This window comes from Glycomyces buryatensis, assembly GCF_004912275.1.
GTDB classification, from domain to species: domain Bacteria; phylum Actinomycetota; class Actinomycetes; order Mycobacteriales; family Micromonosporaceae; genus Glycomyces; species Glycomyces buryatensis.
Window position 1 is genome coordinate 43073 of record NZ_STGY01000016.1, and the last position, 22500, is coordinate 65572.

Here is a 22500-nt window from a genome sequence, read left to right on the forward strand (position 1 = left end):
GAGAGTTGTAAGCGGACGTTCGATAACGACGGGAGCGGGAAAATAGACCGGGCAATGCTCCTGCACAATCGGCGACCACCCACCTAGGGATCGAGGGCGCCGGCCGGCGCGGGCCGGCGCCCCGTGAACTGGGCTAGAAGCCCTCGGCGCCTTGGGCCTTCGCGAGCTCGGCGAACTGGCTCTGGGTCGCCTCGGCGACCTCGACCGGGGTCTTCGTCCCCTGGATCATGTCGGCCAGGTAGATGTACAGGTCCGGGTTGGCGATCGCCAGCGCCTGCATGGAACCGACCGAGGAACCCACCGATTCGCTCACGGACAGCAGGGCGTCCGGCACGCCGGCGGGAGTCTCCACGCCTTCCTGGAGGGAGACCGTCGACTGAGCATTGACGAACTCCTCGTAGCCGTCGCCCATCCAGTAGGACAGCAGCTGGCGGGCGGCGGACTCGCGCTGCTCGTCACCGGTCTTGAACGCCACCAGCGCATTCGACTGGTCCGGGATGAACGTGCCGACGTTGCCGGACGGCGAGATCGGGAAGAAGCCGATCTTCTGGTTGAGCTCGTCGGTGTCGGCGAGCGACTGAAGCTGCCCGAAGTAGGAGTTGACCTGCATGACCATGGCGGCGTCGCCGTTGAGCAGTGCCTCGCCCTGGTCCTCGAAGGTGGCCGTCTTGATGTCCTCGTTGAACAGGCCTTCGTCGATGAGCGCCTTGAAGTTGTCGATGGCGCCCTGGATGGTCGGGTCGGTGAACTTCTCCTCGCCGGAGTTCACCCGGTCCCACAGGCCGTCGGCTGCGGCGTCGGCCAGCTGGGTCTGCACCCACCACTGGGTGGCCCACTGGTCGGCGGCCATCTCGTAGAACGGGGTGGTGCCCTCGGACTTGAAGTCGCGGGCGGTCTCGATGAAGGAGTCCCAGTCGGTGATGGAGGCCGGGTCGATCCCGGCGGCCTCGAAGACCTCCTTGTTGTAGTAGACGCCCTCGACGGCCGGGGTCGTGATCAGCGCGGCGTAGCGGGTGTCGTCCAGCAGGCCGGTCATGTCGCGCAGCTCGGGCTGGTAGGAGTCGAGCCACGGCGCGTCGTCCAGGACCTGGAGGTTCTGGGACGCGTTGAGCGCGGTCAGCTGCGAGGCGGTGGGCTGCCAGAACGCCAGGTCGGGCTTGTCGCCGGTGGCGACCTTGGTCTGGACGCCCTGCTCGTAGGGGTCGGGGATCGTGACGACCTCGACCTCGGCGCCGGTGAGCTCTTCGAAGCCGGCGATCACGCTGTCGGGCACGGTGTTCGAGTTCTGGGCGGCCCAGATGGTGAGGGTGGTGCCGGAGAGGTCGGCGTCCTGCGCGGGCCAGTCGACCGGGCCGCCGGAGCCGGTGTCGGCGCCGGGGTCCGAGCACGCGGAGAGCGCGAGGGTTCCGGCGGCGGCGAGCGCCAGCACGTTGCGGAACTTGTTCTTCATTGAATTGCTCCTATTTCCGTGAGAGGGAATGTGCGGTCAGGCGCAGGGTGCGCGCCGCGATGTCGGTGTCGTTCGCCTGGACGGTGAGGGTGCCGGTCGCCGCGTCCCAGTCGGTCTTCCATTCGGGAAGGTCGGCGGGGAACACGGTCTGAACGGTGATGTCGCTTCCGGCCAGGTGGGGGAAGTGCAGTTCGGTGGCGGCGGGGCCGCCGCGGCGCCAGACCGAGACGAGTTCCTCGCCGCCGTGGCGCAGGGCCAGGGCGACCCACGGGTCGGTCCAGCCGGGCAGTCCGGCGGGCCAGTGGGCGTGGGCGGCGGCGATGAAGGCGCGCAGGTCCTTGGCGGTGGCGACGGCGGTGGCGACCATGTCGCGCTGGCCGCCGGTCATCTCGTTGAGGTGGCCGGAGACGTAGTAGCGGCCGAGCAGGCCGGTGACGAGGCAGAACGCGGCCTCCTCGTCCGTCATGGACGGCTGCGGGTAGGCCCAGCTCGCGGCCTGCTCGGGCAGGATCGAGATCGGCGCGGCGGCGGCGATGGGCGGGTACTTGGTGAAGTCCTGCTGGTCCGAGGTGGACTGCATGGCGAGGCGGGACAGGACCGCGAAGTCCATGCGCATCGCGCCGGAGGCGCAGCTCTCGATGACCAGGTCCGGGTGGCGGTCCAGGAGGCTGTCGAGCCAGGCGAGGTGGGCCCGGTTGTGGCCGAGCAGGCCGTCGCCGACGCTGTCGGCCTCGTGGTCGGTGCCGGGGCCGGGGTTGATGTTGTAGTCGAACTTGAAGAAGCCGACGCCGAAGTCGGCGACGAGCCGGTCGACGACCGCGTCGAGGTGGGCGACGGCGGCGGGGTGGCGCAGGTCCAGGTGGTAGCGGTGGTGCTCGACGACGCGCTGGCCGTGCCGCAGCAGGAACGCTTCGCGCGGAAGGGAATCGGCGATGGGGCTGCGGACGCCGACGACCTCGGGTTCGAGCCACAGGCCCGGGACCATGCCGACGTCGCGAATGGCGTCGATGACCTCGCCGAAGCCGCCGGGGAAGCGGGTGGTGGAGGGGAGCCATTCGCCGACGGTGTCCCACCAGTGGCCGGAGTCGTCGTACCAGCCGGCGTCGATGCAGAACGTCTCGGCGCCCGCCTCGGCGGCGGCGGCGATGAGCGGAAGCAGTTTGTCCGTGGTCGGGTCGCCGTTGAGGGTGTTCATGTAGTCGTTGAAGATGACGGGCATGGCCGCGTTGTCGGGGTGTTCGCGGCGCGCGGCGCGGCGGAAGTCGGTGAGGGCGGCGAGGGCGTCCTCGAAGGCCGTTCCGACCGCGATGGTCGCGGGCACGGTGGTGAAGGTTTCGCCGCTGCGGAGGAGCCGGGTCCAGGACGAGTCGGCGTCGGTCGGGCCGGAGAGGGCGAAGTAGCCGCCAGCGGTGTCCTCACCGAGTTCCCAGCGCCAGGCGCCATTGTGCTCGATCTGCCAGATGAGGGCGAGCCCGGCGTCCGCGGATTCGACGGCGCCGACCGGCAGGTGGCGGCCGGTCGACCAGGTCCCGTCGGAGGTGACGGTGAGGGCGCCGCGCGGGTCGTGCCCGGTGAGGTCCTCGGCGAGCGGCGGGAAGTCGGGGCCGCGCAGCGGCGTACGGGTCCAGCGGCCCTCGCCGAGCCAGTCGCCGGTGCCGGACAGGCGCTGCCAGCCGTCGAACTTGTCGTCCGCGCCGTATCGCGGGGTGAAGCCCATCGACAGGGAGGCGACCGATCGGAGCACGATCGGGCGCTCGCCGGTGGCCGCGACGGTGACGCTGGAGCGGATCGCGGCGGGGGCAGCGTCGAGCGATTCGAGGGTGATCAGCGCTTCGACACCGTCCGCGACCTGCGTGATCTGGAGTCTGCGGCCGCCTTCGAAGGTCTCTTCGGCGTGGGAGGAGTAGCGCAGGTGCGAGCCCAGTTCGGTGTGCACGAGTCGGTCGGACGCGGGCACGTGGCCCTGGTCGGCCGTCAGGATCTCCACCAGCGGCATCGCATGGACGGCCAGCTCCTCATCGCCTCTCGTCAGGCGCACGGTGCGCACGGGAGAGTCGGTGTCCCACTCGAATCGGAGCTCGAGATGGGAACTGCCCCAAGACAACTGCTCAGTCACGGCACCCCTTTGTCTCGGCGGCCATGAGACGACCGCCTGGTCGCGATTGCAGTCGAAACGATAGCCATATTTGAAATCGATTTCAAGTTGTGTCTTGAAATCGTTATCAAAAATCGGTACGGTCTACCTGCGATCGAAGGTCGTGACTATGTCTCAATGAGGAGAGGACAGATCGATGAGGAGAAGGACGACTTTGGCAGCAGCTGCAGCGGCCGCCGCGGCCGCCGCCACCGGGATCTCGGTGCGGCCCGCGTTCGCCCAGACCGGAACCCTCGGCGTGGACTTCGCCACCCGCACAGGCGATTTCCGCGGCGGTGCCACCGGCACGCTCTATGGCTTGGGCGACGAGGGAGCACCCACCCAGGCGCTCATCAACGGCGCCCACCTCACCAACACCTCGCAGAAGGCCCCCTACGGCACGCAGCACCCCTCCGGTGACGCGATCAAGGTCGAGGACGGATTCTTCACCAAGCACGGCAAGGACATGTACATCTACGTCCAGGACTACTACCCCGACTGGCCCTACCACGGCAGCAGGCGCCCCGGGGACACCCGCACGTACAACCAGGAGGACGGCACCTACACCGAGGGCGGCAACGGCGTCTGGGACTACCTCGAAATCGTCGAGTTCGTCGCCGAGGCCGTCGCGACGGACTCCGATCGCCCCCAGGACTACATCCTGATCCCCTTCAACGAGCCGGACGGCAACTGGTACACCGACTGGCCGAACCAGAAGGACCAGTTCCTCGCCGACTGGCAGGCCGCCTACGAGAAGATCCAGGAGGTCTGGGAGCGCCACGGCCTCGGGCACGCCCGCATCGCCAGCGCCGCCGACACCCGCTGGCAGCCCCAGCGCAGCGCCGACATCCTCGCCTTCGCCAAGGAGAACGGCTCGCTGCCGGACATCACCATCTGGCACGAGTTGGGCATCGACAACCTCGGCACCTACCGGGGCCACTTCGACGACTACCGCGCACTCGAAGCGTCCCTCGGCATCGACCCGATCCCGGTGAACATCAACGAGTACGGGATGCTGCGCGACATGAGCGTCCCCGGACAGCTCGTCCAGTGGTTCAGCATGTTCGAGGACACCAAGGTGGACGCCCAGACCGCGTACTGGAACTACGCCGGGAACTTCTCCGACAACTCGGCCCGCCCGAACGGCGCGAACGCCGGCTGGTGGATGTTCAAGTGGTACGGCGACCTCGAAGGCTCCGAGACCGTCCAGGTGAATCCCCCGGCGCTCAATGCCGTCGACACCCTCCAGGGCATCGGGGCCATCGACGAGGCCAACCGGCGCGCCACCGTGCTGTGGGGCGGTACCGGCGACGACGTCGCACTGGAGCTGAGCGGGCTCGACGCCGCCGTCTTCGGCGACCGCGTCGACGTCGAGGTCCGCGAGATCGCGCTGATCGGCGCCGAAGGCCTAGCGGGCAACCCGCGCGTCATCGCCACCGCGGACGGGGTCTCCCTCGACGGCGGCACGCTGCGCCTGGACGTGGCGAGCTACGACCGGTACGCGGGCTACCAGCTCGTGCTCACCCCCGAGCAGTCCCGCGACGTGGAGGGCTCGGCCGCGGCCCAGCCCTGGACCGCCGCCATCGAGGCCGAGGACCTGGCGATCACCGATGCCACGGTGTATTCCCATGACCCCCAAGGCAACGGCGGCTGGCAGTTCCTCTCCTCCGGCGGACAAGACGTCGGCTCGTTCAACAAGGTCGGCTCCCGCGCCGACTGGGCGGTCGAGGTGCCCCACGACGGCACCTACCGCCTCCAGGTCATCGGCGGCGCCCCCGGCATCCCCGGCAGGCACGCGCTGTTCGTCGACGGCTCCCTGGCCGACACCATCCAGTACACGGCCGACCTGGGGCTCAACGCGACGAGCCAGTGGCAGTACCGCGGCAGCGCCGAGGTCCTGGTCGAACTGAGCGCGGGTGCCCACACCCTGTCCATCCGCGCCAGCGCCGACGGCGCGGCCGTCCTGCCGAACTCGGACATCACCCTCGACAAGGTCTCACTGACCTCAGTGGAGGAAGGTGAGCCGACGCAGTACCCGGCCTCGGTGTTCCGCCTGTACAACGGCGCCGCGCTGGTTTGGGACGGCTCGATCCGAGGCGGAGCGGCCCTGAGCGGCGGCGCCAGAGCCGACCTGTACGCGACGGCGATCGAGACCGGCTACTACGACCTGGTGGTGGACTGGGCGTCCACCGCCGCCGCGTCGGTGAGGTTGGCCGTCAACGGAAGGCCGACGGTCACCGTGGAGGCCTCCGGAGCCGGGCGCTGGACCTCGACGGCCAGGGTCCACCTAGTCGAGGGCATCAATGAGATCGAGCTCGGCTCGTCGGGCGCGACCATCGGGTCGCTCACGACCGTACGGGCCCGGACCGCCGACGAGTCCTCCGTGGCGATCGAGGCCGAGGACGCCGTGCTGCACGGTGAAGCGGCCGTGGAGATCCTGGAAGACGGCTCGGGCTCCAACGCCTCCGGTATGGCCTATGTCGGGTGGATCGGCAACGGGTCGGGCAACGCGATCGAACTCCCCCGCGACGGCTTCGCCGAGCCGGGCGATTACGACGTGACCGTCCACTACGCGAACGCGGAGCTGTCCGGCGACCACGACTACAACCCCCAGGTGGTCGACCGCCGCCTGGAGGTCCAGGAGGGGACGACGCCGGTCGGCGACGCCTACTTCCGCTACACCTACTCGTGGGACAGCTTCTGGGAGCGGACCATCGCCGTCACGCTGTCCACTGGGGATGAAACCCTGCGGCTGGGCAATGCGGACGCCTGGGCCCCGAACATCGACCGGGTGATCGTCTCACCGCGCGTCCTGGGGAACCCGGAGACGAAGCGCAGAAGCGGTCGTTAAGGAAGAGCGACTAGAGCGGGCCCCGGGGAAACCCCGGGGCCCGCTTTCTCATCTGACCGCCGCCGCGAAAAAACTTCCGCGGGGCGGTCACATCCAAGTTCCGGGATCCGTCATGGAGGTGAATCAGGAAGCAAAGGTCGAGAAAGGACCAACATCATGAGCCTCAAGTCCCGCCTCTCCAGCCCCATCAAGCACAATCCCGCGATCGCCAAGGTCGCGCAGGCCGTGAACAGCGTGAACGACGGGGTCATCCCGCAGACCACCGCCGACCTGATGGGCCTGCGGGTCGGTCAGATCGTCGGAAGCTCGTACCTCACCAGTCGGATCGTCCGCGAGTCCGAGAACTCGAAGGAGCGCCTCGACTCGGTCGCCACCTGGTGGGACGCGACCTGCTTCACCGACGCCGAACGCGCCGCCCTGGCCCTCGCCGAAGCGGTCCACACCCCGGCCACCTCCCGCGGCAGGGTCTCCGACGAGCTCTACGCCGAAGCCGCCAAGCACTACGACGAGCGCGAGATCACCACGATCACCGCGATCCTCGGCCAGATCGGCTACTTCATCCCCTTGGCCCTCATCGGCCTCCCGATCCCGGGGGTCTCCCCCGCGGAGCAGTGGACCGACTGAGGGAGCGATCGAAGGAGAGGGGCCCGCGCCGAACGCGGGCCCCTTTGTCTCGACCGCTTGGCCCGGGAGTCCCCTAGTTGCAATGCTGCTTTGTGAGGGCGCCTGCGCGGGCGGCGGTAGGCGGGCGGTGAGTTCGCTGGTGGGTTCAGTGATGGTGTTGTCGCGCATGGGGAGGCCTGCATTGGGGACGGGGGCGCTGGCGGGGACGACGCCGGTAGATGGCCCGGCTGCGCAAATGGCGGCAGCGACGAGGGTGTGGGAAGGGGCCCGTGTCCGTTGGCGAGGCAGGGCCTCCGGAGCTGCCGGAGCTCCGGTGGGCGGCACGCCCGACAGCAGGATGCGGGTCGTGCGGCTTGGGCTTCAGACGGATCAGCGATGGAGTGGTGGGATTCCCCTCGGCTCGGCCGCTGGCCTTCGGGTCCGGTGATGGTAGCGGTCAGGGCGGTCAGCGATGGAGAGGTGTGGAGGGTGGCTGGCGTTTGTTGCCGGGGGTGGGGGTCTTCGGGTGGGCCGGTGCAAGCTGGGTGCGGCTCTGGGGAGCCCGGTGGAAGGTTGGTTCGGCCTCTGGGCACGGCGGAGGGCCCGATCCCGTTGGTCCCGTTGCCGGGTGGGTCGGGCTGCGGTCCTTGGTTGGTCCGCTTCCCCCGCCGCCATTACTGCCTGGCGGCGGGGCACCGTAACCGGTCGCCTGGTGGGGCGGCCGTGACCGGTTCGGCTTCGGCGGTGGAGGGTTGGCGGAAGCGTTCCCGTGCCCTGGCTTTGGCTTGCTTGAGGTCCATGCCGATCCGGTGGAGCGCATAGGCGTCGAGAACATCCCTCAAGTCCCGGCCTGGGACTTGGGCGTGTTCCTCGGGGTAGAGGCCGGTGGGAAAGGCATCATCGGGCCCGTTCCTGAAGTCCTCATCGAGATCGATGCTGCTGCGGTGGTCTTCACAGCCATACCCGCAGCCACTACCGGTGCTGCCTTCGCCTGCCGAGTATTCGCCCATGTCGGCCGGGGCCGCTTCGTGGCCGTCGTGGTGGACGATCAACGCCTGCCCCGGGCCGGTCTTGGCGACGGTCCAGCCGGGGGTGTGGATACGGCCGTGGTGGAACCGGCACAGCAGGATCAGGTTCTCGGCGTTCGTGCTCCCGCCGTCAGCCCAGTGTGCAATGTGGTGGGCTTCGCACCAGGCGACCGGCCGGTCGCAGCCTCGCCAGGCGCACCCGCCCTGCTGCTCGGCTTCGAGCTTCCTACGGAGGGCGGTGTTGGGGAGGCGTTCCTCGCGGCCGAGCTCGACTACTTCCCCCGTGGCGTAGTCGAACACCATCGGGATGATGCCGGCTTCGCAGGCCAGGAGACGGGCCTTGGCGAGGGAGATCGGCTGCCCGTCCAGTCGTGGGGTGCGGCTTGGCTCCTGGGTCAGGTCTACTTCCCCGCGGAGGGTCTGGAGATCGCATGACAGCGACAGGGTCGCGGTGTGCCCGTGCCGCTTCGGCGCGGCCGGGTCGGTGCCATAGGAAGCGAGCATCTGGTGCAGGGCTTCGGCGTTCCGGTTCGCCGCCGCGGGCAGGTCCCCGTCGGTGTCGGCTTCGTCTTGGCGGGGCGGGGGAACCGAGGTGGTGAGCATCTTGGCGAACAGGGCACCGGTATCGGCCGACAACTGCCCGGCGAGAGTCCACATGCCGCTGGCGTTCTCGGACAGTTCGAGGTATTGCAGGGACTGCTCCCCGAGCCCTTCGAACAGCTCCGCACTCTCAGCGAGGGACGCTTCGATCTCGGCCAGGTGCGCCTTCAGGTCCTTGAAGGGCGCGTGCGCGCAGTACTGGACCACCAGGGCTTCAGGGGTCGCGCAGGAGACCGCACCGTCGAAGGGGGAGGCCACGGCCTCGCGGTAGGGCGTCCGCGCGTAGAGGCGCATCGCGGGGGTCTTGTCCAACTGCCGCACCGCGTAGGCGACCGGGTCGATCCTGGCCGCCTGCGAAGTCGCCGCCGTGGCGAGGAGGGCGAACTTCTTGGCACGCCTGGCGATCGCGGCCAGGTCCGAGGCGATCTGCTGATGGAAGTCGAAGGTGGCGACCAGCCATTCCCGCAGGGCGGAGAACCCGTCGAAGTCGCGGTGGATGTTCCAGGTCTTCGCATCGATCACCGAGGCCAGCACCGTGGCGTGCAAGGCGTTGATGGTCGAGGCGGCTTCATCGAGGACGGTGTGGATGGCCTCGGACTTGCCCCGCCGGTCGGAACCGGCCTGTGCGGTAGTGGTGTGACTGGTGGCCATCTATCTCACCTCCTCGGAGAGTCTGTGTCTCGAACAGTTCGCCTGTCTTAGTGTTCCTGTTCTATGCCTCAATGGTGACACATGACGGGTTCGCTGGCATCACTCGATCGGGTGAATGTAGAGTGTTTTCCCAGCTCAAGTGCCACGTACCCCGCGGTCGGGCGTGTCGCGGGGCCACCCTCCCCACCCTTCCGTCGCTGCCCGTCTGAACCCCGCCCAACACCGGGACAGGGACGCCGGCAACGCCCGCCCGGGCTGCCCGCCACCTCTTCATCGCTGACGCCTGAAGACCGACCCGAACGGCGCGGGCCACGCAGTACTGGTCCGGCTGGGGTTTTGAAGGTGGATAGCAGTGAGGGACCAGGCCCTTGGTGGGCCTGTCCCTCTGCTCGGAGTCTGGGTCGGCTAACGGTCTAGTGAACCGATGTGTGCGAGGCTTGGTACGTGTGCGACCAATCAACACCGTTCGTCGACAAGCCGGCTACCGACCCGACGCTGCTGAGGACGCTGGCTTCCGCTGGTCTGCCAGCAACCGGGCGCTTTCTTCCAAAGGCCGGCTGGGTGAGCCGCGTGTGGGTCGGCGACGAATACGTCGTACGACTGAACAACGACGGACGGTTCCGCGACGCGTATCGCCATGAGGCAACGGTCGTCAATCTGCTCGCCGGCAGCGAGGTCCCACACGCCCGGATCCTTGCCCACGGCGACGGCCCGGACGGGCCGTGGTATGTCTCCAAACGCCTGCCCAGCCGAACCCTGTACGAGGTATGGCCGGCGGCGGACTCGCACACGCGCCAAGCAATCATCGAGAGCCTCGGCTTGGCGTTGCGCGTTCTTCACCGTGTTCGTGTCCCGGCCGACCTGCTGCCGCCCTGGCTGGCCGACGCGCTCGCCGGCAAGCCGTGGGCTGCGTTCCACCCACCCGTAGTGCGTGCGGCGCTCCAGCAGGTCGAGGCTGCCCGGCGACTGCCCGGTCATGACTCGCGCCTGCTCGCGGACGTCGCCGATTGGATCCAGGAGCGGCTGGCGTTGTTTGCCGCCGACGAACCTGTCCTCGTCCATGGTGATCTACATGGATCCAACGTGATCGTCGACCAAGGACGCGTCACCGGTCTCATCGACTTCGCGGAGGCGTCGGCTCAGCCAGCGGATGTCGAGCTCGATACGATCCTGCGCTGGTGCGCGAAAGCGCGAGAGTACCCACCCACACCCGACGAACAAGGGCTCGACGAGACCACACTCACCGAGGTCCCCGGATGGCTGTACGGCGCGTATCCGGAGCTGTTCGAGCGCGAGCATCTGCGCGAGCGGTTGCTCTTCTATGACATGCACAGGGAGCTCGCGCTACACGCACACCACCCCCAGCCTGACATACGCGAAGCGGCGCAGGACCGCATCGCTCGCCTGCTCTCTGGCCATAACCATCTAGATGGACTCATCTGGTAGGTCGTCGTCTTCGCGCCCACACGGGACATCGTGACCTGCACCCGAGTCTGGGCGCGTGAGCCGGCTCAAGTCCGTCACGGCCGACACCGTCGTCTGACACACGCGGGACGGGCGGTCGATCGGACTGAACCATTGATCAACACGCCCGGTTCGGACGCGCTGAGGGGCCGGGAGGACGCATCCCCCCCGGCCCCTCAGCGGCTCAGTTGAGCAGTTCCCTCGCAGGTACTACTCGCCGTCCTCCCAGCCCTCGATGACCTCCTCGATCGGGTCGTTGAAGTCGGCCACCTCGGAGTACACGCCCGGGTTGCCCGCCTCGGCGCAGCCGTAACCCCAGCTGACGATGCCGGCCAGGATCAGGCCGCCGTCCTCGGCGGGGGCCATGATCGGGCCGCCCGAGTCGCCCTGGCAGGAGTCGACCCCGCCGTTCTCCAGGTCGCCCGCGCACAGCATGGTCTCGTCGTCGAACTCGTCGGAGTAAGCCTCGGCGCAGTCCTCGTCATCGACGAAGGGCACCTCGACCCATTGGGCGACGGTCGGGTAGCCCTCACCGGTGTCGCCCCAGCCGGCGACCTCCAGGGTGTCGTACTCGGTGGGGTTCTGGCTGAGCTCGATCGACTCGACGTCGATCGGCTCTTCGAGCAGCAGCAGCGCCCAGTCATTGGAGAAGGTGATCGGGTCGTTGAAGTCCTCGGAGACGTGCAGGTCCGCCACTGCGGTCTCGACCAGCGAGTCCGATTCGAGGTCGACCGAGCCGGAGAAGACCGCCAGGTCGTCGGCAGCTTCGTCTTCGACGCAGTGCGCGGCGGTGAGGACGACGGTCTCGGTGATGACCGAGCCGCCGCAGAACCGCCGCTCGTAAGGAGAGCCTTCGCCGTCGGAGCCGACGCCGACGAGCCACGGGTAGTCGCCCTCCTCGGCGGGCTGGCCGCCGATGATCTTGGCTTCGACGTCGTCGGTCGCAGGCTCGTCCGCGTTGGCGGCGATGCCGGTCCAGGCGAGCGCGACGGCGCCGAGACCTGCGGCAACGCCCGCACCGAGGCGGATCAGATGCTTCCTCTTCATGTCTACTGTGATCCTTTCGGGGTGGATGTGAGGGTTGGGCCGTTTAGCCGTTCCCGCCCCGAAATGTAAGCACACCGCGCCGGGACCCGTCCCGAGCCGCAAGTGCCGCAGTAGTACTGGCTGAGCCGACGGGAACCCAAGAATTCGCTCATTGATGACGCAGTGAAGTCATGAGCCGTGAGCCACCGGCATTCGACGCGGCCTCCGTTCTGCTGCTTCAGGAGGCGCGGTTCGATGCACGCGTCTAGGGGCCGCTGCCGATCTTGGGACCTGAAGCGCTGGAACGGATGTTCGCAGCGTTCGCATCCGAGGAAGCGGAGCGCGATGCCTACGCGGACCTGATTCTGTCCACCCTGCCTCGCTCCTGAGCCCGCCTCCGGGCGGTTTCCGGCGAGGTCGGTGCGGGTATCCGTGCAGGGCGACGCGAAGACATCGCACGGTTCGAGGAGGCGACAACCATGGAGGCGACGCGGCACCACCACCGTGCCCGACTCAAGAAGTGGGAGACCGCGCCCGTTCAGGACGGGGCCGTCATTGTGGGCCTGGCGTTCGTCATCGTCGGCGTGCTCGGATTTCTACCGGGGATCACCACCGGCTTCGACGGGATCACGTTCGCCGGACACGAGTCGGAGGCGCAGCTGTTCGGGATCTTCGAGGTCTCGGTCCTGCACAACCTCGTCCACCTGTTCCTGGGCCTGCTGGGCATGTTCATGTCGTGGTACGTCGCCGGGGCGCGCCTGTTCCTGCTCGGCGGCGGGCTGCTGTACCTGCTGCTGGGGATCTACGGGTTCTTCGTCGGCGGCTCCGACGCGGGCAACTTCCTGCCGATGAACACCGCCGACGACTGGCTGCACGTCGGTTTCGGCGTGGCGATGGTCGCCTTGGGAGTGCTGCTGCCCTGGGTGCCTTCGCGCAAGCCCAAGCCCGCGCCCGCGGAGCGGAAGGAGCGCGAGTCCTGGTGAGGTCGGCCCGCGGTGCTCGGATGTTGCCCGCCGGGCCTCGATCGGCCGCGCCCGCTCCGGGATGCGACCTCATTGAGGAGTACGCGTGGGCCGGCCGGGTTTCCACCGGTCGAGCCCGGGTACACCGTAGGCGATCGCATCTGCGCGGATCGGAGGAGCCATGTTCGACGCTGAAGACAACACCGACCTGGTCGACGTGATCCTCAAGGACCATCGCGTTATCGAAGCGGTGTTCCGCGAGCTGGAGCGGCACAAGGGGCAGGCCGACGGCCGCAAGGAGCTGGCCGATCACATCATCGCCGTGCTGGTGCGCCACGCCGTCGTCGAGGAGCAGTACATGTACCCGATCGCGCGCGAGCGGCTCGATGACGGCGACGAGGTCGCCGACCACGCGATCCAAGCGCACGGCGAGGCCGAAGCGGTCATGAAGCGCCTCGAAGGACTCGGGCCCGACAGCCCCGAATTCGAAGAGCTGCTGGCAGAGCTCATCGAGGACATCCGCCACCACGTCTCCGAGGAGGAGTCCGATCTCCTCCCCCGCCTGCGCCGGAGCCTCACGCAGGGCGAACTGGACAACTTGGGCGCGAAGGTCCTCATCGCGAAGGAGCACGCCCCCACGCGGCCGCATCCCCACGCTCCGCACAAGCCGCCGGCCAATATGATCGTCGACCCCGGCCTGGGGCTCATCGACAGGATCCGCGACAGCTTCGCCCACCGGCATGTCTGAACCCGCAAGGGTCGCGCCGAAACGATGGATCGACTGCGCCAGCTGCGGCGCCGATCTCGCTCGAGCCCACGCGAATTCGCCGCTCAGACCGCTTGATCCCAGGCGCGCAGCGTCTTCAATGCCGCCAGCGTGAACCCGGGCCGCGCCTGCTGCTCGATCGCCGGATGCCAGCGCCGGTAGTGAATCGGCCAGCCGCCGTCCTCGCGCTGCTCGGATGCCAAGTGGTCCAAGGCGATCCGCATTTCGTCTGCGGTGAACCACGCGGCGGCGAGGCTGTGCGGCGACGCGAAGTCGCAGGCGAAGGCGAACTCCTCCACCGCGTATCCGGGCGGCGGGGAGATGCGATCGGGGTTGGCCGGGTCGAGCAGCACCAGGGCGCCGTCGCGGACCATCTGGCCGATTCGCCTTGAGGCGGCGATCGCCCAGTCCCGGTCCGGGACGTGGTCGAGGAAGAGATTGACGCCGTAGACCTCGTACGGGTGCGTCGCCTCGAGTTCGTCGATCGCCTTGCGGCAGAACGCAGTCGCTCCCGCGATCCACGGATGCTCGATTCGGTGTTCGAGCAGCAGGCCGGTGATGCGGGCGGTGGTGAGGAGGCCGCCCCGATCCTGCGGCGGCGCCTCGACCCACGGCGGCCTCGGATAGGCCGTGACGGTCGGCAGCAGGTCGGGGACGCCGCCGTCGGCGGCGGTGTGGCGGGTGAGCCAGCCGCAGATCGGCGCGGCCGCCTTCTGGTCGAGCGCGTCGATCTCGGCGAGGATCTCCAGGGCGGTCATGGCCGTGAGCGGCTGCGGATTCGGGCCTTTGACGTCGGTTTCGAGCGCGAAGGCGAAGCCGCCGTCAGCGGTGCGGTACGCCTCCAGTGCCGCGAGCGCGGCGTCCCGGCTCCCGCCGCCCAGGAACAGCTCCATTCGGCGCTGTTCGAGGACACTGCCGGTGAGCCAGATGAACTCGGTGGACCGTTCGAGCATGGTGTCGGTAATTCGTGCCATGCCTCCACGCTAGGGGGTGTCAGGTGATCCCGGCCGGCGTCCTCGCTGACGCCGCCGATCCCGTTCTGGGTGTCTCGTTCTCAGCCGGCGCTGCGGACCACGACGACCGGGCAGGTGGCGTGGTTGACGCAGTACTGGCTCACCGAGCCGATCAATGCCCCGACGAAGCCTCCGTGTCCGCGGCTGCCGACCACCAGCAGCGACGCATGCTTCGACTCCTCGATGAGGGTTTTCGCGGCGGGCGCCTCGAAGACGCGCTCCTCGATGGGCACCGGCGGCGTCCCACCAGAGGCCTTGGAGACGGCCTCCTCCAGCGTCTTCTTGGCCCCGAGGGCGAACTCGTTGGTGGGAACCATGAGGGCGGCCGCGCCATATGCGGCGTCGACGTGCCAGGTGTGGATCGCCTCGACGGTAGCGCCGGTGAGCTCGGCCTGGCCGAAGGCCCACTTCAGCGCATTGATGGACGAGTCCGATCCATCCACGCCGACGATGATCTTCTGCGGGTTCCGGTCTGCGGCTGACATTGCTGACTCCTTCGCTCTCGTACTCGTTCAGTTCTTCGCTGCGGCGACCCTCCCCCAACAGGGACAACGGTCCCCGCAAAACGAAGAACTCGGCCGGCATCAGAGGAGTTCCCCGTTCGGCTCGGCCCTATCAGATCCGGGCGATTCATCCCGTTCAGTCTGCTCTGGCCATAAGCTCCGATAAAAAGCACCCTGGCCCGCAAGGGCCGCGGGTGCCGGGTGTTCGGGGGTTGACGATGGCGAACTCGGAGCCGAATGAGGAAGCGGTGCCGGAAGCCGCCGCGGCGCCGGAAGCGGACGGGAACCGGCCGGTGTCGGTGCCGCGCTGGGTCGACCTGACACCGGCGATCATGATGTCGCTGGCCGCCGTCGGCACGGCCTGGGCCGGATTCCAGAGCGCGAAGTGGAGCGGCGTGCAGGCCAACTCCTACGCCCAGGCCGGGGCGGTCCGGGTCGAGTCCAATCGCGCCTCCACCGATGCCGGCCAGGAACGCCTCATGGACGTCGTCTCGTTCACCTCCTGGCTCAACGCCCTGAACCAGGAGATCCTCGCCGGGACGACCCCGGCCCCCGATGGCAGTTACGAACCCGACGCTCGGCAGGCCTCCGGATTCATGTTCGAGCGATTCAGGCCCGACTTCCAGGTGGCCGTCGAAGCCTGGCTCGACACGCGGCCGCTGATCACCCCGGACGCCCCGCCCACACCGTTCGACATGCCCGAGTACCAACTCGACTCCCAGGACGTGGCCGACGACTTCCAGCATCAGGCAGAGGACCTGTCCGCCACCGCCAGGGAGGCCAACCAGCGCTCGGACAACTACGTGCTCACCGCCGTGATCTTCGCGCTCGTCCTGTTCTTCGCCGGCGTCGGCTCGCGCGCCAGGGCGAAGCGCCCGCTCATGTTCCTCACGACCCTCGGCATCGTCGCGCTCGTGTGCGGGGCGCTCCTGCTCCTCACCTTGCCGGTCGAGGTCTGAGGGAGTTTCCGTAATTCATCCCGGAATGTCCACTGAGGCGTTAAACAAGACTGAGCGGACGGTTTTCCGCCCGCGATCGACGCCCGCGCCTGCGGGCTCACGGGGTGAAGGGAGTCCGAAATGACCGATGAAGGGGAAGGCAGGCTCGCCTGGGCTACGGCGGGCGCGATATTCGCCGGATGCATGATGCTCACGGCCGGGCTGTTCCAGCTCTTCCAGGGCATGGCCGCGATCGCCAAGGACGAGGTCTTCGTGGACGTGGCCGACTACGTCTACGCGATCGACACCACCGGTTGGGGATGGATCCACCTGATCATCGGAATCGTGGTGATCCTCGTCGGCGTATTCGTCCTCATGGGACACAGCTGGGCCTACGGCGTCGGCATCGGTCTGGCGGTCCTGTCGGCGATCGACCAGTTCTTCTTCCTGCCGTACTACCCGCTGTGGTCGCTGGTCGTCCTCGCGCTCGACGTCTTCGTCATCTGGGCGCTGGCGGTAGTGCTGGCGCAGACCAGCACCGCATCCTGATTCGAGTCCGAATTCGGCCCGTCGTCCCGAGGACGGCGGGCCTTCGTCATGCCCCGTGCGGCTCGGCTTCGACCGGTTCGACCGTTTCGACTCTGCCGAGCACTTCGATCACGATGACCGCCAAGGCGACCGTCGCCGCGACCCACAGGGTCCCCTCCATGCCCCGGTGTGACCACAGGATCAGCCACAGCAGGCCCAGCGCCGCCGCGGCGGCCTCCAGGGGCCGGCGGTTTCGCGCGGCGAATCGCGCGGCCGGGCCGAGCTGGAGTCCCGACCGAGAGAGTCCCGACGCGGCCGCGTCGCGCAGCTGCGTCAGTCCGCCGCGCAGGGCCGAGGCGAAGGCACCCGGTCCGGCCAGCCAGGCGGCGATGGCGACGAGGAGCGCGAGCACCAGCATGGTCTGGGCGCTGGCGGTCAGGAATCGCACCATGATGTCGTACACCGCGGCGACCGCCTGCGGCGAATGGACCGTCTCGGGCAGGTTCGAGAGCGTGACCGCCCGCCCCACCGCCACGGCGACGATCAAGACGACCATGGCGACCCCGAACAGCAGCGACCCGATGACCAGGGCCCGCCGCCGGTTCGGAGCGATGTAGACGCCGACCGCGAGCAGCGCCAGCGCGGCCAGCGGCAGCACCCAGGCGAGCGTGGAGAGCAGGGAGGCCATGCCCTGGGCGTTGGCCAGGCCGCGGATCTCCATGAGCGGGAACTGGACCGAGAACTCGGGCATCCGCTCGGCGATGGTCAGGCCCCGCGCTACCAGCAGGGATTTGACCTCCTCGATGACCGGGCCCAGTTCGATGTAGAGCATGTCGCCGTCGAGTGCGAGCGTCTCGGTCTCCGTGCCCCGCAGGATCGCGGCGATGCCGCGGTGCGCGGTCTCGTTGGCGTTCTCCCAGAGTTGGGCGAAGCGATCGCTGTAGACGACGGTGTGGACCTGGTCGCCGACAAAGCCCTCCACCGCCGAGGCGATCGGCGCGGCGAGGAGATCGAGCCGGGCCAGTGCGTCGGCATCACTTCGGACCTGGATCGAGTCGATCGCCTCGGTCGTGAGAGCCCGCAAATCCATCTTCTCGTTGATCGTGGTGGACAGCCGGGTCTCGATCGCCTCGCGGACGTCGGGGTGCTCGGCGAGCGGCGCGACGGTCTGCACATAGCGGTCGGTGTCCAGGACCTCGTCCCGGGCGAAGACGACCACGGCCGAGACGAGCGCCAGGAGCGCGGCCAGGGACATGACGAGGGTCGAGCCGGCCCAGCGCGCACCGCGTCGGCCCGGAACGCGGGCCCCGTCCTTCGCGGCCGCGCGCTCGGCCCGGAGCCGTTCGAGCTCGGCGCGTTCGCCGTCGCTCAGCGGGTCAACGTCCATGGTGACTCGGTCCCCTCGGCGATCGTGCAATCCTGCTTCTGGTCCGGCTCCGGAACGCCGCTCGGGATCCGGGCTCAGGCGAGCAGTTTGGCCTTCGCGGCGCCGAACTCCTCGTCGGACAGGATCCCGGCGGCGTGCAGTTCGCCGAGCTGCTTGAGCTTCGAGATGACGTCGTCGCCGCTGGAGACCGGCGCGGTGGGCGCGGGAGGCGGCGCGGGCGGGACGGGCTGCGCCGGTGTCGACTGCTGCGCCCGATAGGCCTCGGCTTCGGCCTGGGTCTGCGCCCTATTGTTCGCGGCCTTGTTCATCGACCGGTTGACCGCACCGGCGGTACCGGCGATCACCGCGGTCCTGGCCATGGTTCCGATGAGGCCCGGCCGGCCGACTCGTCTGCGCATCATGGTGAATCCCCCTAATTCGACGTGGTGGCGAGTTGGTCGATCGCGGCGGGGGGAACTCGGGCCCAGTCGAGGACTCGCCCCTCGGTGCCCCGGATCGCCCCGGCGAGCTTTCCGGCCCAGGCGTGCTCGAACACGAGCATGCCGACCGACGAGTTCGGTTCAAGTTCATCGGCGATGGCCTCGGCGTCCTCCTCGGCCAGCAGGTCGATCGAGTCACCGACGAGGCGGGCCAGGCGGTCGTCGTCGGCGTCTTCGGCCTCGAGCCAGGTGACGGTGCCGTCCGGGTCCTTGCGGACCAGCAGGGCGTCCAGCACCCGAATGGTGCCGTCGTCCACGAGCCGTTCCAATTCGGCGAGGATCTCGCCTCGGAACTGATTACCGGGGAATTCGACCAGGACCATGTCGACTGGTGCCCTAATGTTCATGCCGCGCCTACCCTCCGGCCGGTCGCGCCGGCCTCATAGCTGAACTATGTGGATTTTGCCGCGTTCGTCCCGCGCTCATGGCTGAATTCGGGAACCGGTGCGCGAACGGGGGATGCGTGGCGGAATCAGTCGTGGTGGGGGGTGCCGGTGAGGCGGTGGTCGTCTTCTTCACCGGTTCGGTCGCCCTGCTGGGCGACACGCTCCACAATGTCGCCGACGCCCTCACCGCGATTCCGCTGGGCATCGCATTCCTGGTGGGACGCCGAGCGGCCAATCGCCGCTACACCTACAGGTACGGGCGGGCCGAGGACCTGGCGGGGATCTTCATCGTCTTGGTCATCGCCGCATCGGCGGTGGCGGCGGGCATCGCCGCGATCGACCGGCTCACGGGTCCCGCCGACGTCGGCCATCTCTGGGCCGTGGCCGCCGCCGCCGGGCTCATCGGCTTCATCGGCTTCATCGGCTTCATCGGCAATGAAATGGTCGCCCGCTACCGCATCGGCGTCGGCAGGCGAATCGGCTCGGCGGCGCTGGTGGCCGACGGCCTCCACGCCCGAAACCGACCTGGAGGTGGACGCGGACCTGACAGTGTCGCAGGCCCACGCCATCGCGGCGAAGGCGGAGCACCGCCTGATCCATCGGATCCCCCGACTGACGAGAGCCACGATCCACACCGACCCGAGCGGCAGCTCCAACGCCCACCAGGAACTGGCCCACCACCGCTGAACCGCCTCGGGGATCAGCCCCTACGGCAGGCGGTTGCGGCGGCCGCCGGTCCGCCCGGTCAGCTTGGCCGGGACCGCCATGCGCATCCGGTAGAACTTCAGCGGGCTGCCGCTCACAGACTCCTTATAGAAGACCGCCGCCTTGCCCTTGAGGTAGAAGCGTCCGGGCGTGTCGTCGGGGTTGGTGAACTGGATGACGGCATCCTTGCGGCCCAAGGAGACCGGCTGGTGGATGTAGCCGAACCGGAACGACTTGGGGGCCTTGCCCTTGAGCTGGCGCGTGATCGATTCGGCGGTGTGGGCCGCGGACGGGATGCCGCTCTGGCAGGTGCCGTGGATCGTCCCGTAGCCCTGGCGGATGGCCGCCGCGTCACCGATCGCGAAGATCTCCGGGTGCGACACCGAACGCAGCGTCGCGTCGACCACGACCCGGCCGGTGTCGTCGGTGGTGATCCCGGCCTGCGCGGCGAGCGGTGCGACCCTCACCCCGGTCGTCCACAGTGTCACGTCGGTGGGGAGCCGGTCGCCGTCTTCCAGTTCGATCGCGCCGGGCAGGACCTTGGAGATGGTCACGCCGGTGCGGACTTCGACGCCGAGGCGGTCGAGGGCCCGGTTCAGGTGGGCGCGGGCCTTCGGGCCCATCATCGATCCGGGTTCGCCGCGGCTGAGCAGGCGCACCGTCATCCGCGGGTAGGCCTCGGCGGCCTCGGTCGCCGCTTCGATGCCGGTCAGGCCGGCCCCGCAGACCGTGAGGACGCCGGTCGCGTTGTCGCGCAGCGCATCCGCGAGTTTCGGGTCGGCAATGGTGTAGGCGTGGTCCACGGCCGGGGTGCTGCTGCCGACCGCGTAGACGAGCGTGTCGTAGTGAAGTTCGCGCCCGTCGCCGAGGACGACGCGGCGGCCCGCGGCGTCGATCTCGGCGGCCCAGCCCTCGACGAACCGGACACCCGCCGGCTCGACCAGATCCGGGATCCGGTGGTCGCCGAGTTCCTGTCCGGCGGCGACCTGGTGCTGCCGGAGGCGTTCATTGAAGCGGTCGGTCGGGTTGAGCAGGGTGACGTTGGCGGCCTTGGTGCGGCGAGCGATGCCGACGGCGGCCATCATGCCGGTGTAACCGGCGCCGATGATCAGGATGTCATTCATGCCCCAAGGACGGGACAGGCCCCGAAAACGTGAGTTGCTGTGACCGTCATCACACTGCCCCGAGTTTTTCGGGGTTGCTGACCAGGTGGATCTCCTGGATCTCCCCGTCCACCAGCAGCGGCATGATGACCGCCGCGGGCAGCGTGCCGGAGCGGACGATGATCGCCGGGCCGCCGTTGACCTCGGCGAACTCGACGTGCGGGTCCTCGGGCATCCGGCCGGCGAACGTGACCAGCGCGCGGGCCACCAGGTCCCGGCCGTGGATCGACTTGCGCGGGGCCGGGGCGATGCCGCCGCCGTCGCACACCAGCGTGACGTCCGGGGCGAGAATGCCGATCAGGGCGTCGAGATCCCCGCCCGCGCAGGCGTCCATGAAGGAGGCGGTCGCCCGCTGCCGGGTCGCGGAGTCGGTGTCGTACCTGCGGCGCTTCGACTCCACGTGGTCGCGGGCGCGCTTCGCGGTCTGCCGCACCGATTCCTCGCTGCGGTCGATGATGCGGGCGATCTCGGCATGCGAGTAGCCGAAGGCCTCACGCAGCACGAACACCGCCCGCTCCAGCGGGGACAGCGACTCCAGGACCAGGAGCATCGCCGAGGAGACCGTGTCGGCCAAGGCCACCTCATCGGCGACATCGCCGCTGGTCAGGGTCGGTTCCGGCAGCCACGGGCCGACATAGGACTCGCGCCGCACCTGAGCGCTGCGCAGCCGGTCGATCGCCAGCCGCGTCGTCACCGTCACCAGGTAGGCCGTGGGGTCGTCGACCTCGTCGGCGGCGACGCCGTTCCAGCGAAGCCACGCCTCCTGGACGATGTCCTCGGCGTCGGTGACGGTCCCGAGCACGCGATAGGCCACCGCCTGCAATAGGCCCCGCTGCTCCTCGAAGATGTCCACGCCTCGCAGACTAGCGGGTTCTGCCCCAGAATGCTCAGACGTAACGGACGGCCGTGCGCCCGGCTCAGGATTCCCGAATGCCGAAGCGGCCGTTCAGGGCCGCCCATTGCAGCTGCATGACGGTCTTCGCATCGGCGGTCGGTCGCTGTGGTCCGACGCCTCGAACCCGTCGAGTGGGCAGGACCTGGCGACGGCCCGTGGCGCCGAAAGCCACCGATTTCCGAAGGGGTTTCCATTGCGCGAATCGGGCCGGCTCGGGAGGTGCGACACGGATTTAGACTCGCGGCATGAGTTGGGACGTGTACATCATGCGAGTGCCGCAGGACGTTGAGGAAGTCGAGGACATCCCCGGCGGCTGGGAGCCGCCGAGCCTGGGCATGGTCGGCGAAGTCCGTGAGGTCCTGGTCGAGCAACTGCCTGGCATCGTCTTCGACAACGACGGCCGAGGGGAGTACGACGGGCCAGGGTTCCGCATCGGGATTCCCCTGCCCGGGAACGATTCTGAAGAGGTCGAGATGGTGGCGCTCTTCGTCCATGGTGGAGGCGATGCGGCCGGCGCGGCGCTCGCGGTCACCGAAGCGCTGGGGGCGCGCGCCATTGAGACCGGAAACGGGGGCTGGTTGACCGCCGAAACCGCCGCCGAGGCCTTCAACGCCTGGCAGACATACAGGGACCGTGTCGTCCGCGGGGACGAAGTGACGGATACCACCGAGTCGACGTGAGCGGTCGGCGTGCGCCATCGACGACCTCGAACACCCGCTGGACCTCCTCCCCAGGTACCGGTGCCTCCACCCTGGAATCGGCCGCTGGCGGGATCCCAAATGTCGGACCTCTTCCATACACTGAGGGCGGAAACCCAGACACCACATCGGCTTGGAGCAGTTCATGGCCACCGTGCCACAACAAGCGGAACATCCGGCTGAGGCCGCACCGCCGACCTCGATCGCCAAATCGGAGCGATCGCTCGCTCCCGACATCGCCCGCGGCGCAATGCTCCTGTTCATCGCACT

The 22500-nt window shown here is 68.6% G+C and carries 19 protein-coding genes and 1 pseudogene; 9 read left to right on the forward strand and 11 right to left on the reverse strand.

Annotated features, from left to right (window positions below; translation table 11 throughout):
* Positions 1 to 133: 133 nt before the first annotated feature.
* Entirely contained in the window at positions 134 to 1450 is a 1317-nt protein-coding gene (locus tag FAB82_RS04550; protein WP_136533356.1) for an ABC transporter substrate-binding protein, read from the reverse strand.
* A 10-nt stretch (positions 1451 to 1460) separates the two neighbouring features.
* Positions 1461 to 3566 carry an alpha-galactosidase gene (locus tag FAB82_RS04555; RefSeq protein ID WP_211116372.1) on the reverse strand — a complete coding sequence of 702 codons (2106 nt, stop codon included), beginning with the start codon at positions 3564 to 3566 and terminating at the stop codon, positions 1461 to 1463.
* A gap of 193 nt (positions 3567 to 3759) precedes the next feature.
* Between FAB82_RS04555 and FAB82_RS04560 the strand changes: the two genes are divergently transcribed.
* Both FAB82_RS04560 and FAB82_RS04565 read left to right on the forward strand, forming a co-directional pair.
* A complete protein-coding gene (locus tag FAB82_RS04560) occupies positions 3760 to 6435 on the forward strand; it encodes a carbohydrate-binding protein (RefSeq protein ID WP_211116373.1) in 2676 nt (891 codons plus the stop codon).
* Between the two features lie 156 nt (positions 6436 to 6591).
* A complete protein-coding gene (locus FAB82_RS04565; RefSeq protein ID WP_136533358.1) occupies positions 6592 to 7059 on the forward strand; it encodes a carboxymuconolactone decarboxylase family protein in 468 nt (155 codons plus the stop codon).
* A 653-nt stretch (positions 7060 to 7712) separates the two neighbouring features.
* Here the strand turns inward: FAB82_RS04565 and FAB82_RS04570 are convergent.
* Positions 7713 to 9317 carry an HNH endonuclease signature motif containing protein gene (locus tag FAB82_RS04570; protein ID WP_136533359.1) on the reverse strand — a complete coding sequence of 535 codons (1605 nt, stop codon included), beginning with the start codon at positions 9315 to 9317 and terminating at the stop codon, positions 7713 to 7715.
* 444 nt (positions 9318 to 9761) lie between these two features.
* On the opposite strand from FAB82_RS04570, the gene FAB82_RS04575 reads away from it, so the two are divergent.
* Positions 9762 to 10763 (forward strand): phosphotransferase family protein, encoded by a 1002-nt coding sequence (locus FAB82_RS04575; protein WP_136533360.1) that lies wholly within the window; start codon positions 9762 to 9764, stop codon positions 10761 to 10763.
* 228 nt (positions 10764 to 10991) lie between these two features.
* Here the strand turns inward: FAB82_RS04575 and FAB82_RS04580 are convergent, their stop codons facing one another.
* On the reverse strand, positions 10992 to 11828 hold the full coding sequence (locus FAB82_RS04580; protein WP_136533361.1) for a serine protease: 837 nt from the start codon (positions 11826 to 11828) through the stop codon (positions 10992 to 10994).
* A gap of 458 nt (positions 11829 to 12286) precedes the next feature.
* Here FAB82_RS04580 and FAB82_RS04585 point away from each other — a divergent pair, with 458 nt between their 5' ends.
* Positions 12287 to 12790 carry a DUF4383 domain-containing protein gene (locus FAB82_RS04585; RefSeq protein ID WP_136533362.1) on the forward strand — a complete coding sequence of 168 codons (504 nt, stop codon included), beginning with the start codon at positions 12287 to 12289 and terminating at the stop codon, positions 12788 to 12790.
* Positions 12791 to 12950: 160 nt separating this feature from the next.
* Positions 12951 to 13517 carry a hemerythrin domain-containing protein gene (locus FAB82_RS04590; RefSeq protein ID WP_136533363.1) on the forward strand — a complete coding sequence of 189 codons (567 nt, stop codon included), beginning with the start codon at positions 12951 to 12953 and terminating at the stop codon, positions 13515 to 13517.
* A gap of 83 nt (positions 13518 to 13600) precedes the next feature.
* Here the strand turns inward: FAB82_RS04590 and FAB82_RS04595 are convergent, their stop codons facing one another.
* Positions 13601 to 14509: a prenyltransferase/squalene oxidase repeat-containing protein gene (locus FAB82_RS04595; RefSeq protein ID WP_136533364.1), complete on the reverse strand. Its 909-nt coding sequence runs from the start codon at positions 14507 to 14509 to the stop codon at positions 13601 to 13603.
* An 80-nt stretch (positions 14510 to 14589) separates the two neighbouring features.
* Entirely contained in the window at positions 14590 to 15033 is a 444-nt protein-coding gene (locus FAB82_RS04600) for a universal stress protein (protein ID WP_136533365.1), read from the reverse strand.
* Positions 15034 to 15269: 236 nt separating this feature from the next.
* On the opposite strand from FAB82_RS04600, the gene FAB82_RS04605 reads away from it, so the two are divergent.
* Together FAB82_RS04605 and FAB82_RS04610 are read left to right on the forward strand one after the other, a co-directional pair.
* Entirely contained in the window at positions 15270 to 16010 is a 741-nt protein-coding gene (locus tag FAB82_RS04605; RefSeq protein ID WP_136533366.1) for a hypothetical protein, read from the forward strand.
* Between the two features lie 120 nt (positions 16011 to 16130).
* A complete protein-coding gene (locus FAB82_RS04610; protein WP_136533367.1) occupies positions 16131 to 16538 on the forward strand; it encodes a DUF7144 family membrane protein in 408 nt (135 codons plus the stop codon).
* Positions 16539 to 16584: 46 nt separating this feature from the next.
* Here FAB82_RS04610 and FAB82_RS04615 read toward each other — a convergent pair whose 3' ends face one another.
* The 3 genes from FAB82_RS04615 to FAB82_RS04625 all read right to left on the reverse strand — a co-directional run bounded on the left by FAB82_RS04615 (position 16585) and on the right by FAB82_RS04625 (position 18730).
* A complete protein-coding gene (locus FAB82_RS04615; protein ID WP_136533368.1) occupies positions 16585 to 17904 on the reverse strand; it encodes a hypothetical protein in 1320 nt (439 codons plus the stop codon).
* 74 nt (positions 17905 to 17978) lie between these two features.
* A complete protein-coding gene (locus tag FAB82_RS04620; RefSeq protein ID WP_136533369.1) occupies positions 17979 to 18305 on the reverse strand; it encodes an SHOCT domain-containing protein in 327 nt (108 codons plus the stop codon).
* Between the two features lie 11 nt (positions 18306 to 18316).
* Complete coding sequence (locus FAB82_RS04625; RefSeq protein ID WP_136533370.1) at positions 18317 to 18730, reverse strand: DUF6325 family protein; 414 nt, start codon at positions 18728 to 18730, stop codon at positions 18317 to 18319.
* A gap of 149 nt (positions 18731 to 18879) precedes the next feature.
* Here FAB82_RS04625 and FAB82_RS28530 point away from each other — a divergent pair.
* Positions 18880 to 19456: pseudogene (locus FAB82_RS28530) on the forward strand (cation efflux transmembrane domain-containing protein); the annotation flags it as partial.
* Between the two features lie 20 nt (positions 19457 to 19476).
* Here the strand turns inward: FAB82_RS28530 and FAB82_RS04635 are convergent.
* Positions 19477 to 20598 (reverse strand): NAD(P)/FAD-dependent oxidoreductase, encoded by a 1122-nt coding sequence (locus FAB82_RS04635; protein ID WP_136533371.1) that lies wholly within the window; start codon positions 20596 to 20598, stop codon positions 19477 to 19479.
* Positions 20599 to 20647: 49 nt separating this feature from the next.
* Entirely contained in the window at positions 20648 to 21490 is an 843-nt protein-coding gene (locus FAB82_RS04640) for an RNA polymerase sigma-70 factor (protein ID WP_246039444.1), read from the reverse strand.
* Positions 21491 to 21777: 287 nt separating this feature from the next.
* Between FAB82_RS04640 and FAB82_RS04645 the strand changes: the two genes are divergently transcribed.
* Complete coding sequence (locus FAB82_RS04645) at positions 21778 to 22212, forward strand: hypothetical protein (RefSeq protein ID WP_136533373.1); 435 nt, start codon at positions 21778 to 21780, stop codon at positions 22210 to 22212.
* Positions 22213 to 22500: the final 288 nt, after the last annotated feature.